General features: G+C 34.4%; 14 protein-coding genes, 1 tRNA gene and 1 rRNA gene. All 16 read right to left on the bottom strand.

What is annotated here, in order from left to right; genetic code table 11:
- Positions 1-194 precede the first annotated feature (194 nt).
- Positions 195-1,701 (bottom strand): 16S ribosomal RNA (locus AC0N0V_RS03690).
- Positions 1,702-1,976: 275 nt separating this feature from the next.
- Positions 1,977-2,052: transfer RNA gene (locus tag AC0N0V_RS03685), tRNA-Met, on the bottom strand.
- Positions 2,053-2,305: 253 nt separating this feature from the next.
- Positions 2,306-2,737: an MOSC domain-containing protein gene (locus AC0N0V_RS03680; RefSeq protein WP_474464430.1), complete on the bottom strand. Its 432-nt coding sequence runs from the start codon at positions 2,735-2,737 to the stop codon at positions 2,306-2,308.
- Positions 2,738-3,058: 321 nt separating this feature from the next.
- Positions 3,059-4,015, bottom strand: coding sequence for a GTP 3',8-cyclase MoaA (gene moaA / locus AC0N0V_RS03675; protein WP_474462175.1), 957 nt, complete (start codon positions 4,013-4,015; stop codon positions 3,059-3,061).
- A gap of 268 nt (positions 4,016-4,283) precedes the next feature.
- Positions 4,284-4,859 carry a 4Fe-4S dicluster domain-containing protein gene (locus AC0N0V_RS03670; protein ID WP_474462174.1) on the bottom strand — a complete coding sequence of 192 codons (576 nt, stop codon included), beginning with the start codon at positions 4,857-4,859 and terminating at the stop codon, positions 4,284-4,286.
- Positions 4,859-6,241: a [FeFe] hydrogenase, group A gene (locus tag AC0N0V_RS03665; RefSeq protein ID WP_474462173.1), complete on the bottom strand. Its 1,383-nt coding sequence runs from the start codon at positions 6,239-6,241 to the stop codon at positions 4,859-4,861. Before AC0N0V_RS03665 ends, AC0N0V_RS03670 begins: the two co-directional genes overlap by 1 nt.
- 34 nt (positions 6,242-6,275) lie before the next feature.
- A complete protein-coding gene (locus tag AC0N0V_RS03660) occupies positions 6,276-6,863 on the bottom strand; it encodes a 4Fe-4S dicluster domain-containing protein (RefSeq protein ID WP_474462172.1) in 588 nt (195 codons plus the stop codon).
- A gap of 35 nt (positions 6,864-6,898) precedes the next feature.
- On the bottom strand, positions 6,899-7,687 hold the full coding sequence (gene fdhD, locus AC0N0V_RS03655; protein ID WP_474462171.1) for a formate dehydrogenase accessory sulfurtransferase FdhD: 789 nt from the start codon (positions 7,685-7,687) through the stop codon (positions 6,899-6,901).
- A 31-nt stretch (positions 7,688-7,718) separates the two neighbouring features.
- A complete protein-coding gene (mobB, locus tag AC0N0V_RS03650) occupies positions 7,719-8,270 on the bottom strand; it encodes a molybdopterin-guanine dinucleotide biosynthesis protein B (RefSeq protein ID WP_474462170.1) in 552 nt (183 codons plus the stop codon).
- A 184-nt stretch (positions 8,271-8,454) separates the two neighbouring features.
- A complete protein-coding gene (fdhF, locus tag AC0N0V_RS03645; RefSeq protein WP_474462169.1) occupies positions 8,455-10,590 on the bottom strand; it encodes a formate dehydrogenase subunit alpha in 2,136 nt (711 codons plus the stop codon).
- A 147-nt stretch (positions 10,591-10,737) separates the two neighbouring features.
- Positions 10,738-11,112, bottom strand: coding sequence for a Na-translocating system protein MpsC family protein (locus AC0N0V_RS03640; RefSeq protein ID WP_474462168.1), 375 nt, complete (start codon positions 11,110-11,112; stop codon positions 10,738-10,740).
- A gap of 216 nt (positions 11,113-11,328) precedes the next feature.
- Positions 11,329-12,069 (bottom strand): twin-arginine translocase subunit TatC, encoded by a 741-nt coding sequence (tatC, locus tag AC0N0V_RS03635; protein WP_474462167.1) that lies wholly within the window; start codon positions 12,067-12,069, stop codon positions 11,329-11,331.
- 91 nt (positions 12,070-12,160) lie between these two features.
- Positions 12,161-12,337, bottom strand: a complete 177-nt coding sequence (locus tag AC0N0V_RS03630) for a twin-arginine translocase TatA/TatE family subunit (protein ID WP_474462166.1) — start codon at positions 12,335-12,337, stop codon at positions 12,161-12,163.
- Positions 12,338-12,351: 14 nt separating this feature from the next.
- Positions 12,352-13,332, bottom strand: coding sequence for a 4Fe-4S binding protein (locus AC0N0V_RS03625; protein WP_474462165.1), 981 nt, complete (start codon positions 13,330-13,332; stop codon positions 12,352-12,354).
- A 75-nt stretch (positions 13,333-13,407) separates the two neighbouring features.
- Complete coding sequence (locus AC0N0V_RS03620) at positions 13,408-13,959, bottom strand: 4Fe-4S dicluster domain-containing protein (protein ID WP_474462164.1); 552 nt, start codon at positions 13,957-13,959, stop codon at positions 13,408-13,410.
- A gap of 40 nt (positions 13,960-13,999) precedes the next feature.
- The gene (locus AC0N0V_RS03615; protein WP_474462163.1) at positions 14,000-16,579 is read right to left on the bottom strand and encodes a molybdopterin-dependent oxidoreductase; all 2,580 of its coding nucleotides are present in this window, start codon (positions 16,577-16,579) and stop codon (positions 14,000-14,002) included.
- Positions 16,580-16,585 lie beyond the last annotated feature (6 nt).

Below are 16,585 nucleotides of genomic sequence, written 5' to 3'. Positions count from 1 at the left end.
ACTTTGTTTATGTTAAATAATTTTCATTATTCAACGCTTATCACTGTGCAATTTTCAAAGAACAATATTGGAGATACATCTTATCATGTCAACTCTACCGAGTCAACAGGAAAATGATCCCTCAAAATTAAACAGAGTGTAAACCAGAATTCCAATGTAACTAAAAACCTAAGTTTCTAGTTATTATTCCTTAGAAAGGAGGTGATCCAGCCGCAGGTTCTCCTACGGCTACCTTGTTACGACTTCACCCCAATCACTGACCCCACCTTCGGCCGCTGGCTCCTTACGGTTACCTCACGGACTTCGGGTGTTGCCAGCTCTCATGGTGTGACGGGCGGTGTGTACAAGGCCCGGGAACGTATTCACCGCGACATTCTGATTCGCGATTACTAGCAACTCCAGCTTCATGTAGGCGAGTTTCAGCCTACAATCCGAACTGGGATGAGTTTTTTAGTTTGGCTCCCCCTCGCGGGTTTGCATCTAATTGTACTCACCATTGTAGCACGTGTGTAGCCCTGGACATAAGGGGCATGATGATTTGACGTCATCCCCACCTTCCTCCCGGTTAACCCGGGCAGTCTCACTAGAGTGCTCAACTTAATGGTAGCAACTAATGATAAGGGTTGCGCTCGTTGCAGGACTTAACCTAACATCTCACGACACGAGCTGACGACAACCATGCACCACCTGTCTCCCTGCCCCGAAGGGCTTCCTCCATTACGAGTAATTCAGGGGATGTCAAGTCCAGGTAAGGTTCTTCGCGTTGCTTCGAATTAAACCACATGCTCCGCTGCTTGTGCGGGCCCCCGTCAATTCCTTTGAGTTTTAATCTTGCGATCGTACTTCCCAGGCGGAGTACTTATTGTGTTAACTGCGGCACAGAGGGTTGGACCCCCCTACACCTAGTACTCATCGTTTACGGCGTGGACTACCAGGGTATCTAATCCTGTTTGCTACCCACGCTTTCATGCCTCAGCGTCAGTTATGGTCCAGAGAATCGCCTTCGCCACTGGTGTTCTTCCTAATCTCTACGCATTTCACCGCTACACTAGGAATTCCATTCTCCTCTCCCACACTCTAGATATCCAGTTTGAAATGCAGCTCCCAAGTTAAGCCCGGGAATTTCACATCTCACTTAAATATCCGCCTACGCATCCTTTACGCCCAGTAAATCCGGACAACGCTTGCCACCTACGTATTACCGCGGCTGCTGGCACGTAGTTAGCCGTGGCTTCCTCCTTGGGTACCGTCATTATCGTCCCCAAAGACAGAGCTTTACAACCCGAAGGCCTTCATCACTCACGCGGCGTTGCTGCATCAGGCTTTCGCCCATTGTGCAATATTCCCCACTGCTGCCTCCCGTAGGAGTCTGGACCGTATCTCAGTTCCAATGTGGCCGATCACCCTCTCAGGTCGGCTACGCATCGTCGCCTTGGTGAGCCTTTACCTCACCAACTAGCTAATGCGCCGCGGGTCCATCTCAAAGCGGATTACTCCTTTAATTAGTTCTTCATGCGAAAAACTAATGTTATGCGGTATTAATCTCCCTTTCGGGAGGCTATCCCCCTCTTTGAGGCAGGTTACCCACGTGTTACTCACCCGTCCGCCGCTAATCCACCCCGAAGGGTTTCATCGCTCGACTTGCATGTGTTAGGCACGCCGCCAGCGTTCGTCCTGAGCCAGGATCAAACTCTCAATTTAAAAGTTTGCTTGCTCATTACTGTTTTGTTACTTTAAAAGTAACTCAAAGAATTGCTGGTTTATTTTAAAAACAAGTTTTATCTTGTGTTTCACTCTGTTTAATTTTCAAGGATCATGTCGATTTAACTCGACTGCTTGTATATCTTATCATGTTTTCTTTAACTCGTCAACTAGTAATTTATACTTAATTATCTATAACATCACACATTATAATATGGTGTCGTTGACAGCTTTTACATAATATCATACAACTTTTATCATTGTCAATATAATTTTGGTTGCGGGAGCAGGACTTGAACCTACGACCTTCGGGTTATGAGCCCGACGAGCTACCAACTGCTCCATCCCGCGATATTACATTAAACAACTGTTTCTCTGTGTTTGTCACTCATCAAGCGACAAGGAATATCTTATCATCTTCAACATTATTAAATATAGCATACTTATACTTTAAGAATAAGTTAAATAACATATCCTCCAGTATACTCTTAGTACCTCCATATTCATTATATAGACACGCCAGAATCAGTTTCCTTATATTAAACTTATTAAATAAAAAAAGAGTAAGTTAACTTTAATAACTACTCTTTCTTCAAGCTATAGATTAAAGAACCTCTATAACATCTCCTGCTTTTATAGTTCCACCTTGAATAACCCTTGTAAATATCCCTTCTCTTGGCATTACACAATCTCCAATTTGGTTTCTTATTTCACAACCCATGTGACACTCTTTTCCTATTTGAGTTATCTCTTGAATAGTATTACCAATTTTTAGTCTTGTCCCTACTGCAAGCTCATAAAGTACTATTCCTTCAGTTGTAATATTTTCAGCAAATTTTCCAGCTGAAAGCTCGATTATTCCTGATTTTTTCATCTTATCTATACTTTCTTGTGATAATAGACTTACTTGTCTATGCCACTTTCCTGCATGAGCATCCCCTTGTAATCCATGTTCTTCTATGAACACTCCTTCTTCTATAGGCTTCTTTATAACACCCTTTTTCTCACTGATATTTATAGCTACGACTTTACCAATTTTATTCATTTCAACTAATCCTCCTATATTATAAATTAAAATTCTTATTTATTCTTGTATATAGATAAATAATCTAGAAAGTTGACTTATTCGAAGAGACATAATACCAATTTGAGGATAGATTTAAATATTTTTTAGTAGTCTTAGTGAAGGATTTATGAAAGACTTAGAATCTTAGATTGTTTGAGTGAAGCGAGTTATCGAAGATTCTTAGTTTTTTATAAATTCTGAGCTTTAGATTACTTAAAAATATTTAACGCACTGAAAATTGGTATTATGTTTCGTAGGATAAGTCAATTTTCTAGTTGTATCTTTATAACTTTATCCACCAATTGTTACCATATTTCTATTAATATATTTCCCATCTTCTAAGTTGTGTTCTTTAGGCTTATTACGTATTAAGTTAACAATTATCTTACTTACATCCTCACCTTTTCTTAGCGGAGTTAATAAATCAATTTCATCATTTGAATGTAAGCAAGGTTTAACCTTACCATCTGCTGTCAATCTAATTCTATTACAATTACTACAAAACTTACAGGAAATAGGATTTATAAGGCCTACTTTTCCCTTTCCACCTGGAAGTTTATAGTAACTAGCTGGTGACGAAATATCTTCTCGCTTAACTTCTATCAATTCACTTACCTTCTCTAGCACTATCTTATTTGATACGAATTTATTTAAAGACCAGTTATGCGCTTGTCCTATAGGCATTAATTCAATAAATCTAACATCTATTTCATCCTCTTTAGTCAAGTTAACAAAGTTCTCTATTTCATTATCATTAAATCCGCCTACTAGGACTACATTTAATTTTATAGGGGTAAGTCCTACTCTCTTAGCTTCTTCAATACCTTCTAGAACTTCTTTAAGATGTCCTCCATTTGTTATATGGCAGTATTTCTTTTCATCTAATGTATCTAAACTTATATTTACTCTATTTAATCCTGCATTTTTCAAATCTTTTGCATATTTTTTAAGAAATGTTCCATTTGTAGTCATAGCAAAATCTTTAACACCTTTCAATTTTGCTATATTTTCTACAAGATCTAATATTCCATTTCTAACTAAAGGTTCTCCACCGGTTATTCTAATTTTATTAACACCTAAAGCTATGAAATTCTTTGCTAATTCATACATTTCTTCTAATCTTAAAATCTCATTATGTTTAATTTTCATTATTCCATTTTCAGGCATACAATATCTACATCTTAAATTACATAAATCAGTAATAGATATCCTTAAATAATTTATGTTCCTTCCATATGAATCTATCATATCGTTCCTCCACTGTATTACTTACAATATTTTTACTACAACAATACATTTTTCTACATATTTAGTTCTTATAATAATTAATTTAATTCTTATAATATATTTACCAAGACATAAATTAATTTATTTTATTATAGCACACTATCTAATGCTAACTCCATAAAATTGGATATATCTGTAATAAATATTGTAAAAACTCTAGCAAACTTGCTAGAGTTTCTTATACGTTTAAACTCATTCCTAATAAAATGCTAAACCATACTAAATATAATTATTTACTAGATATACCTGATAACTCTTGAGCCCTTTTTTTTCTTTTTTCCTTTATTGAATCTATAATATTATCAGATTTAACTATTTGAAAAGCATCAGTAGGGCACACCTCTACACAAGCTGGTCCCTTCTCCCTGTCTATGCACAAATCACATTTATTTGCTACAATTCTCTCTTTGAAATACAACTTACCGGAATCAATAATCTTTAATCCTTGCTGTAATACTTTCTCTCCTTTTTCGTACTCTGAGACTAATTCAATTGCTCCAAGAGGGCATGCTACAAGGCAAGTTTTACATCCCATACAAGTTTTTTTGTCTATATAAACGACACCATCTTTGTTAATAATGGAACCATTTGGGCAAACATTAGCACAAGGAGCATCTTCACAGTGCCTACATTGAATAGGAGCACTAACTTCTGCTGTCTTTATTACACTTAAACGTGGATAAAAATCAATTTCACTGTTTATCTCTGTAAATATATTTTTATCAGAATGGGCTACCACACATGCTATTTCACAGGTTCTGCAACCAATACACTTATTAGGGTCTGCAACAACAAAACTATTCATTATTTTAGCTCCTTTCTAGATGCATATTCAGTATGCAATAAATGATGAGATTTATGGCCTAATGGTTCGCCTAAGAATTCATCATATAGTTTTTTAATAGCAATGTTTTCGTGAGATTTTCTTACTTCTAACTTGGAGTCATGGTTGTAAACTGATGCTTTTCTCTGTTTATAAGCAAGCTCTCTATATTCTTCTAAAAGAAGTTTTGGTTGTCCACCACCGCTAATGCATCCTTGAGGACATGTCATCACTTCTATAAAGTGAAAATCACATTTTCCACTTTTTATGTTTTCAAGCACCGAAACTACATTTTTTAATCCAGAAACAACTGCAACCTTTAATTTCAATTCTCCGACTTGAACTTCGGCTGTTCTTAGCCCTTGCTCTCCTCTAACAAAATTCAATTCTATATTTGGAATACTTTCTTTAGTAATCAATTCGTAGCCTGTTCTTAAAGCTGCTTCCATAACTCCACCAGTAACACCAAAAATAGTGCCAGCACCAGTATAACTTCCTAAAGGTAAGTCAAACTCTTCATCAGGTAAGCTTTTAAAATCAATTCCAGCATCTTTAATCAGCTGAGCTAGTTCCCTTGTAGTAATAGCTACATCTACATCTTTGTTCCCACTATCTCTCATTTCTGGCCTATCGCATTCAAATTGTTTACAAGTACAAGGCATAACAGATACACTAAAAATTTGACTAGGATCTATATCATCAATTTGTGCTCCGTAAGTTTTGAATATTGCCCCGGCCATTTGCTGAGGTGATTTACAGCTTGAAAGATGCTCTAACAGCTCTGGATATTCTTGTTCTGCAAATTTTACCCAAGCAGGACAACAAGAAGTAAACATAGGTAACTTTTTCCCCTCAGTTACTCTCTTTATTAATTCGCTGCCTTCTTCCATTATAGTTAAATCTGCAGCAAAATTAGTATCATAAACTCTATTAAAATTTAAACGTCTAAGGGCTGCAGCCATTTTTCCTGGAGTTAGTGTCCCCAGTGGGAATCCAAATTCCTCTGCTAATGCAACCCTTACTGCTGGAGCACATTGTACTACCTTATAAAGATTTGGATTAGCTAATGCCTTTTTAACTGATATAGTTTGACCCATATTATAAGCAGCAAAAATCGGCTCCCTAATGCTTGGTAACATTCCTCGCTCCCTTAATTTCACATCTCTATGGGTTATATCTTCATCAAAATTAGAAGCATATACACTACAAGTTTGTACACATTGACCACAAACTACACAAAGTTCTGCGTTTATTATTTGAGGTTTTCCCTCTTCTCCTTCTATGGCATTAACTGGACAAACTTCTGCGCAACGTCTACAGCCTGTACATAATTCTTTATCTATATTAATTATACTTATAGACATACTCAACTTACCTCTCTTCACCTTTATATATTGTCTATTTATAGCTTCTCACTGTCTGCAGAAGACTTAATGCAGCAGCCTTATTACGAGATTTCTTTTCTTTTATTGGACTCACTAAAGTTAAAGCTTTTTTCGGACATGCATTGACACAAGCAGGCTTTCCTGATTCTTTACATAGATCACACTTATATGCTATGCTTTTTACAGTTTCCTTAAGTCCATCTTCTCCTTCTTCTTTCAAGTTAATTTGAGTTACTTCTTCTCCATTGTCATATTCAGGCAATAAGTCTATTGCTCCAAAAGGACATGCCATCAAACAAGTCTTACAACCTATACAAGCTTTTTCATCAATAAGAATAGAATTATTTTCTTGCTTAATCGCACCTACAGGACATACATTAGCACAAGGAGCATCCTCACAATGCCTGCATTGAATAGGTATAGCATATTCTTCATCCCTAATAACATATAACCTTGGTATTATAGGTGTGGTAACAGTACCAACTGTAGCAGCAACATCATTATTATCGTTATGAACCGCAAAACAGGCAACTTCACAGGACTTGCATCCTATACATTTATTTGAATTTGCTATAACAAATGAATTAGGAGTTATTTTCATTTTTTACATCCTTTCTTAATTTCATAATATAAAATTTAATACTTTATTCTATGCTTATTTGCATATATATTCATTCTTCTACCCCTCACAAAACCAACTAAAGTAATATTTAATCTTCTAGCTAATGCCACAGATAGACTAGTAGGTGCTGATTTTGAAATAATAATTGGTATTTGCATCTTAGCCGCCTTCAAAATCATCTCCAAGGAGACTCTTCCACTAATAATAATAATCTTATCTTTAAATGAAATATTTCTTATAAGCGATTCGCCAATAACCTTATCTAAAGCATTATGACGTGCAACATCTTCGCAAATGATCATTATTCCTTCTGTATCACAAAGAGCTACACAATGTGCTCCTCCTGTCTTTCTAAATATTTCAGAGTAAGAAAGATTTTTATCCATGAACTCATAAACTCTTTCAGAGTGCAGAATTGTATTACTTTCAACTGGCTCGCAATTTAGAGAGTCAAAAAAATTCAAAATACTAGTACTGTCATTACTCTGTAAACTTTGCAAATCAACTTTCTTAGAATAAAACTTTTCGAAGGAAATATCCTTATTCTCTGTCTCTACCTCTACTATCCCGCTTTCTTTATCCAATTTAAAGTGGATTACATCCTGTGCTTTTATGATAAGTCCTTCCGTTCTTAAGAATCCTAAAGTCATAGCCTTAAGATTTTCAGGGCTACATAAGAGAGTCGCTATCTTCTTTTTATTAAGAAAAATTGTCAACGGATATTCACAAATTAATGCTTCATCACACTCACTTATTGTATGCTCATCTATCTTAACCACTTTAGATTCTATAGTTTTATCCATAATGCTTATCTCCTTCTAAAAAGTTTACATTTCACTGATTGGTTCCTAGTTGTTTTATGATTTTTTTTTCTATAAAGTCTGCCACCGAAACCACATCATTTAAATTTAAAATTGGAATATTTATATCTAATACTTCGTCACTAGCCACCGCAATGAAAGTGGATATATTATAATTACAGTTTTTACAAAGTAGATTAGTGTCTACACCTTTTCTATGTACCTCTATTTTAGGAAACTTATTTTGCCTAAACCCTTCAGTGAGTATAATATCCAAACTACCAAAAAGGTTTATGGTTTCCTCTATAGTTTTTTCTTCTTTTAGCACCTGAATCATAGCTAATTTTTCTGAAGATGTAATAATAACATTGTCAGCTCCAGCCTTACCAAACCTATAGCTGTCTTTTCCTTCTTTATCTATTTCGAATTTATGTGCATCATGTTTTAAAACTCCTACTGTATAGCCTCTACTTTTAAGAATCTTAATTACTCCTTCAATTAAAGTAGTTTTTCCCGTACCTGATTTAGTTGAAACTATAGAAACAACTGGGGTTTTATATTTCTTATCAAAACATAAGTCCTCCACTTATATCCTCTCCTGACTTTAAGTTTTATCAATTTTTTTGTTATTGTACTAGTATAGCTAAGCATTCTAATTGTATTCATCCTATATGATTTATATGCCCCAATTATTAAATCTTTAACAAACAATATCGCTCATTATCGCTCATTGAATTTGAAACTTCTTACTGATCATAGATTAAGTTTATCTATAACCTTACCCTCATTTGTTTTCTAATTTTATGATACTCATCTTTAACATATTGCTCCGCCCACTGTTGATCCTCTATTCTTTCAACCTTAATTGCACAATATTTGAATTCAGGAGTTTTAGTAATAGGATCTACATGATCACTTGTGAGCTCATTACAGGCCCCTACCCACCATTGATACGTCATATATGTAGAGCCTTTTTTAACTCTCTCTGTAATTAAAGCCCTTGCTATTATTGTTCCTCTACGTGAGCTTATCCTTACTAATTCACCATCCTCAATTTTAAGATTTTCACCATCCTCTATACTCATTTGTATGTAACCTGGCTCATCGGCTAGCTGCTGAAGCGCACGACAATTTCCTGTCATTGTTCTTACTGAATAATGTCCAACTTCCCTTACAGTAGATAAGCTTAGTGGATATTCATCATCTGGTAGCTCCCCAGGAGCTCTCCATTCACAAGCAAATAATTGACCTTTTCCACTAGGAGTAGTGAATTTATTTCCTTCATACAAATAAGGTGTTCCATTATGTTTTTCAGTGGTACAAGGCCATTGAATACTTCCAAGTTCATCAATTCTCTTATAACTTGCACCAGCAAAACTTGGACAAAGACTTCTCATTTCATCCCAAATCTCTTCTGTATTCTTATAATTCATTGGATATCCCATAGCAGTAGCTACTTCACATATAATTTTCCAATCAGGCTTTACATCCCCCTTTGGTTCTACAGCTTTTCTAAATCTCTGAAAACCACGATCTGCAGAAGAATACACTCCTTCGTGCTCTCCCCATGCTGTAGCAGGTAAAATTACATCTGCATGAAGAGCTGTTTTATTCATAAATATATCTTGAACTATTACTAAGTCTAATTTATCTAAAACTTCCCTAACTTCTGCTGAATTTGGATCACTTTGAACTGGATCTTCTCCAAATATATAGTAAGCCTTAATTTTATCTTCATGCAAAGCTAGATGAGGAACTTCTGTTAGCTTATATCCTGGTTTGCCTGGAAGCTTAACTCCCCACGCCTTCTCAAACTTTTCTCTAGCTCTATCATCAGTAACCTCTTGATATCCTGGAAACACATTCGGAAGCACTCCCATATCACAAGTTCCTTGCACATTGTTTTGTCCACGTACAGGTCCTATTCCTACATTAGCTCTTCCAAAATTACCAGTTAGTAATGCTAAGGATGCCAAACCTTTTACTACATCGACAGCTTGTGAAAATTGACAAACACCCATTCCATAAAGAATCATAGCATTTTTAGCTTTAGCGTATTCCCTCATAGCTTGTCTAATAACTGATGCACTAACTCCAGTTATCTTTTCTGAATATTCTGGAGTGTACTTTACTATATTCGCTCTATACTCCTCAAAACCCTTTACATATTTTTCTACATAATTCTTGTTATAAAGACCTTCATTTATCAAAACATTACCACAAGCATTAACAAGTGCCATGTTTGTTCCACCCTTTAAAGGAAGCCATAAATCAGCGATTCTTACTGATTCAGTTACTCTCGGATCAACTACAATAACCTTAGCACCTTTTTCCTTTGCTTTTATTATTCTTCTCGCAACAATTGGGTGTGAATCTGCTCCATTGTATCCAAATATTAATAATAAATCTGTATCTTCTATCTCTGGTATAGAGTTAGACATTGCACCATTGCCTAATGAGTAAGCCAGACCGGCTACTGAAGGAGCATGTCAAACTCTAGCACAGTGATCGATGTTATTGGTACCAATTACAGCTCTCATAAACTTCTGCATTACATAATTAGCCTCATTTCCAGGTCCTCTTGCTGAACCTGTTCCCATGATTGCATCTGGACCATATTTCTCTTTTATAGCCATTAATCTATCTGCAACAAATCTAATAGCTTCATCCCAAGAAACCTCTTCTAATTCTCCATTTTTTCTTATCATAGGTTTTTTAAGTCTAGCTGTTAAGATTTGAGGATCATTTAGGAAATCCCAACCATAATACCCTTTTAAGCACAAATTTCCTTCATTAGTTCTTCCATCTGCTGCTTCTGCTCTTACTATTTGTCCATCTTCAACAACTAGATACATCTTGCATCCAGTACCGCAGTATGGACATACCGTTAATACTTTTTCTTCCATTTTAGTTTTCACTCCTCTTTGTATATAGCGCACATACCTATACACTAATTAAAAATCATTTTAAACAAATATATTGATAAAACAAAAAACCAGTACAAAAGGTGTCTTCTTTCCACCTATGTACCGGTTTATTAAAAGCTAAAATACTTAAATATCTTTCTTTTCAATCGAACCATGGTTTATTAACTTTAATGTCACAACTATAGTTCTGTTGTTATTTTCCAAGTTATGTATCTTCCAACTATACTCAAACTTTTTGCCTACTGTATCATAAGCTTCATCTAAAAACTCTTTTTCAAGGTAAGGCTTCATAACTTTCCAATAATCTCTTACTATATCAACAGCACCTTCCTCAACTAAAATTTCTGATAAATTGGAAAGAATACCTTTTATTTGTATGGTTATCAGGTCATCTTCTACCTTAACGTTAACAACCTCTGGACCCTTCCCTCTATAGTGCTTTACAATCTTAACTACCAGTTTCCTTATCTTTTCCTGTATTTCAAACTTTTCATCAGACATAATAAAACCTCAATCTAATCAGTATCTTATTGGGAGATATATCATAGATATAACGCTGTTCCCTTTATCTTTGAGTTATAGAATATTAATCCTCACTACTAACCTATAATAATCTTTTGTTAATAAAGATTATTATATAATGAAACTTATCTAGAATTTTAACAATCTTGTCCTATATATTTTACTCTTGTCGAATTTTATAGTCAATAGACAAATTTAAGCTTTAATAGATTTTTTCTTTACTCTGTATGTTATAGAAGATATTAATACACTGATTTCATATAACAATAACATGGGACCTGCCATTAAAAATTGTTCTACAACATCTGGTGGCGTTAATATAGCTGCAATTATAAATATAATTAATATGGCATATTTTCTATTTTTCTTTAAAAATTTTGGAGTTATTAAGCCCAAGCTTGTTAAAAGTAATATTATCAAAGGTAATTCAAATACAATTCCAAAGCATATTGCTAGGGTTAGCACAAAACTTATATAATTAGTAATTGAAAATAGCGGAGACACATATTGTGTGGATATTGCTATAAAAAACTTTATTGCCATTGGAATAACTAAAAAATATGCAAAAACTCCTCCTATTATAAAGAAAACAATACTCATGTATAAAGAAAAAAGGGTATATACTCGTTCTCTCTTTTTTAAACCAGGTTTTATAAACTTCCATATTTGAAAAAAAGTAATAGGTAATGCACAAATAACTCCTATAAATATAGATACTTTAACATATTCTAAAAATAATTCTGGAGGGCTAACATAAATAAGCTTTAAATCCTTAGCCAGTTTTATTATATAATTCATTATTATTTCTATTTTGCTATAGCTAGCAACGGATGTAATAACATTTGCTATAATAACTATAAGTATTCTTTTTCTTAATTCATTCAGATGTTCTATAACCGTTAACTGAACATCTGATGTTTTTGTTACTTCAGACATATATTATTCCCCTCCTTACTCCAAATAAATTTCAACTTACTTTTAAAACTCATTTAATAGGCAGATTGTACATCACAATCTGCCACATAATTTATACTTCCTTTTTATCCTTTTCAACATCATCTGAAATACGAGTTGCATGGTTTTTAAATTCACTTATAGCCTTACCAAAACTCTTTCCTATTTCAGGCAACTTCGACGGTCCAAATATTAAAAGTGCAATTACCAAAATAACAATTAACTCTGACATTCCTATACCATTAAACATAACTATTCCTCCGTTTATATTCTCTTTTTTAATTTTTCAATATACTTATTATCCATATAAAACGCTTTTACATAATCTTCTTCTATACTCTTATTAGAACATAGATTACTACAAAGTTTACATCCCCTACACTTGGAAGGATTATGCTCTATACTAAATACTTCTTCATTCTCTGTAATTCTCCAAGCATCATAAGGACATATTCCTTCACAAAAACCACAACCGTCACAGTTAGAATTGACTTTAAAACTTATAAATATATCGTTATTTAATTCTATATCTTTGGATATACTATTTAACTCACTGATAACATCTAATAAAAGCTTTCTCTCATTAAAGTTATCTTTTCCATAATACTCTTCCGAAGCGTTTACTACAAAATCCTGAAAAATATTAGTAGATTCATCTCTAAACAATTGAAAGAGTTCTCTTCTTGTTATAGCCTTTTCTCTACCTATATCTGTTGTATTTTCATAAACCAATCTAACCCTAGGAGTGATACCTAGACGTTTTAAAAATTCAATCGCTGCGTTTACTTCTTTTTCTAGGCCATCACTTAAATTTAAATAACAATCTTTACATTCACTTAAGTTAAAATATATCTCACAATCTTTATTTATTATAAGAAAGGCTGCCAGATATTCTATATGCAGTCCATTTAAACAATTGAAATGAAAATCTACAGTGTCTGAAGTTTTTTTACATCCAATATATATGCTATTCTTTTTCTTACTCTTTTTTAATAAATCTAGTTCTCCAAAGTTATCTATAGTTATAGCTTGGCTTGGACATTTTGACTTACATAAGCCACACTGTTTACATTTTGCATTATCAATTTTTATTTCATCTTCTGTTGAAACTATCGCATTATCCTTACATACATCTCTACATATGGTACACCTATCAAACCTATTTCTATAGTAAATGCAATGATCTTTAATTATTCTTACATTGTGATTTGGCGATAGTTTTTTAACTAGATATTCCAAAATCATGTGCGGCCTCCTATGTTAACTTCAAATACTATATCATTTTTCATATTCTTTAGCCTAAAAGCTTGTACTTGAATATTATTTTATTGCACATTTCTTAGGCTTTATTACTAGCGAAGGATTGGTTTGCTTTGAACTTGGCAATCCATTCACATCAGCTACACCATCGTACTTTTTTAGTTCATCTAATTCACCAACTTCTAAGGCTCTTGTGGCACAAGCTGCAACACAAGCTGGTTTTAAGCCCTTTTCTTGTGCTTGAACGCACATATCACACTTGCCAGATTTTTTAACATCTTTACCTAAAAACTTTGGTTGACCATAAGGGCAAGCTTTTACACATCTTTGACAACCTACACACTTATCTTTGTCGATTACTACTATTCCATCTTTTTCTCGTTTATTACATGCACCTGTAGGGCAAGCCTTTACACATGCAGGGTTTGCACAATGGTTGCAGCCCATAGATATAAAATACATCCATGGATTAGGGAACTTTCCTCCCTCATATGTCTTAACTTCTCTAAAAAGAGTACCTACTTCCAAGTTATTTTTATCTTTACAGGCTATTTGACAAGCTTTACAGGATATACAAAGTTGCATATTAAAGAAAAATCCTTTTTGTCCCATAATATATCTCCTTCATGTGATTAATCTATTTTAACTACTATTAAAAAACTATTCTTTGTTTCCACTTATGATCTTCTTCAAGTGGAGTACCATATCTTGATACTTGCACTATACAAGCCTGATATGACTCTATATCTGGTCCTGAAGGATAATCCCCTGTTAGCATGTTTACAGATCCTGCAATACAATTACCATATTTATCAATATCCACCCAAGATCCTTGAGGCAATGCAACAACTCCCGGCATTATACGTTCAGTTACATAAACTCTTCTTATAACAGACCCATGGTCATTAAAGATTATAACAGTATCATTATTTGAAATGCCTCTTGCCTTAGCATCCGCTGTATTCATCATTAAATCACAAGAGAATGCCTCACGAAGCCATGGAACGTTTCCCATGTTTGAGTGAGTTTGTCTTTGTCCATGAATACTGCAAAGTTGTAATGGATATTTGCCTTTTATTTTATTTTTCCAATCTCTATAAGTAGATTCATATCCTTCTGTTGGTGATTCATATTTAGCAATAGGATTTCCCTTATTCCAACCAGCTTTTGTAACAATATCCGCCAGGGTCTGACAGTGTAACTCAATCTTTCCGCTCTTTGTTTTAAGAGGGTTTTTTATAGGGTCTTCTCTAAACTTTTTATTATGAATATAAACAAACTTATCATCTTTCTTTCTTTGTACCTGATAAATTCCATTTTCCTTAAATTCCATTATACCTATTCTACCTTTTTGAGCCTGACCTTTAACACCGAGCTCATACAAATCTTTTTCTGTTATAGTAACTAGCTTTTCATAACCTGAACCATCTTGTTTCATAACCTCAGCACCAGCTACTTTGTTAAACAATCTTTGTTTTGCATCAATAGGCTCTATTTTTTGAGGATCTATCCCTAATCTCTTACCTATTTCTTTAGCAATCCACATATCATCTTTTGTTTCAAACAAAGGCTCTATAACTTTGCTTGCCCATATCAATATTTCCCTATTACCAGTAAGTACTGTACCACATCTCTCCCATTCAGTAGTAACTGGAAGAACAATATCAGAATAAGCCGCATCAGGATTTAAAACATATTGATGAGTTATAGCAAAATCTACTTTTCTATGTGCTCTTATACCTTTATTTATATTGTTTGATTGATTTAAGGTTGAACTATGACTATGATATATTACCCTTATGTCAATATTTTCTTTTTTATCTTTTCCTGCTGTATATTTACCAGTTAATATAGCATTCCAATGCTCATTTTTACATAACTTAATTTTTTCTAATGGATTTTTTATAACATCTAATCCATCAGTTCCTGGTTTTATAAGGCTAGGACCACCATTTGCTGAAGGCTCTTGGGCGCTTGCACTGAAGCATCCACCTTTTATTCCCATGTTACCTGTCATAGCTCCAACACTCATCTGTGCTAAACATACTTGTTGTCCCTTTTCAATTCGTGCCATATTCCATCCAAATAGTACTGTTGCTGGCTTAGTAGAACCTAATTCAAGTGCAAAAGATGTTATCTTCTCCTCTGAAACTCCACATATTGCTGAAGCCCATTTTGGATCCTTAGGTTGTCTATCATAAGTTCCTAAAACATAATCCCTAAAGTTTTCCTTTGGATCAGCACCTTCTGGCATATGTTCTGCATCAAAACCAACAGTACATCTATGTAGAAAATCCCAATCTATTAAAGGCTTAGCTGGTGAGTCATTAGTAAGTAAAACATATGCAATAGCAAGTAGCATGGTAGTATCTGTAGCTGGTCTTATTGGTATATATTCATCAGCTAAAAGTGATACTGTAGTAGAATAAATAGGATCTATGCAGATAAACTTTATTCCAGCCTCCTTAGCTCTAATTAGATTTCTTAAATTAGCACTAGCTGTATTCCATGCTGGATTGTTACCCCATAAAACTATTAATTTTGCATTCAGCAAATCCATTCTATCGTTCATTATGTGATTTTTTTGATTTACTCCTAGTATCGGTTCCATCGCCTTTGCCCAAGCTCCACGAGATCTACTGCCGAACATTTCAACAGCCCCTCCAAACAAGGACAACATTCTTTGATTTTCCCCTCCGGTACCTTCTGCACCGTTATTTGTATATATTGCACTATTTCCATATTTCTCTTTTACTCTTTTTAACTCACCAGATACTGAATCAAGAGCTTCATCCCAAGATATTCTAACCCATTGATCTTTTCCTCTTAGTTCTTTTTTTCCTCCACCAGGGCTCCAATTTTTTCTTTTCATTGGATATTTTAGCCTGTCCGCCCCTAGAACTTGCTTTAGCTGAGATCTTCCGCGAGCACAAGCTCTCTGTTGCGGATTATCATAACTATCTTCATGGGTGTCGTCAGTCTTCGTTCTAAGAACTACCCCATCTACCACATAAGCCTTAACTAAACACCTACCACCACAATTATGCCAACAAGGTGCTGTTATCCACTTACCTTCTTTTTTCATTAGCACTTCTCTATCCTTGTCACTTAATGCTTTTATCTTATTGTTATAAGGATTTAGCATTACAATCGCTGATGAAGCAGCGCTCCATTTTAAGAAACTACGTCTACTCATCTTGTAATTAACAATTTTTTCAATAAAGTTTTGCATAAAGTC

The sequence above is a fragment of the Clostridium sp. CS1-1 genome, assembly GCF_056135525.1.
Note: the sequence above shows the minus strand (reverse complement) of the source record. Positions and strands in the feature narration are given on the sequence as shown.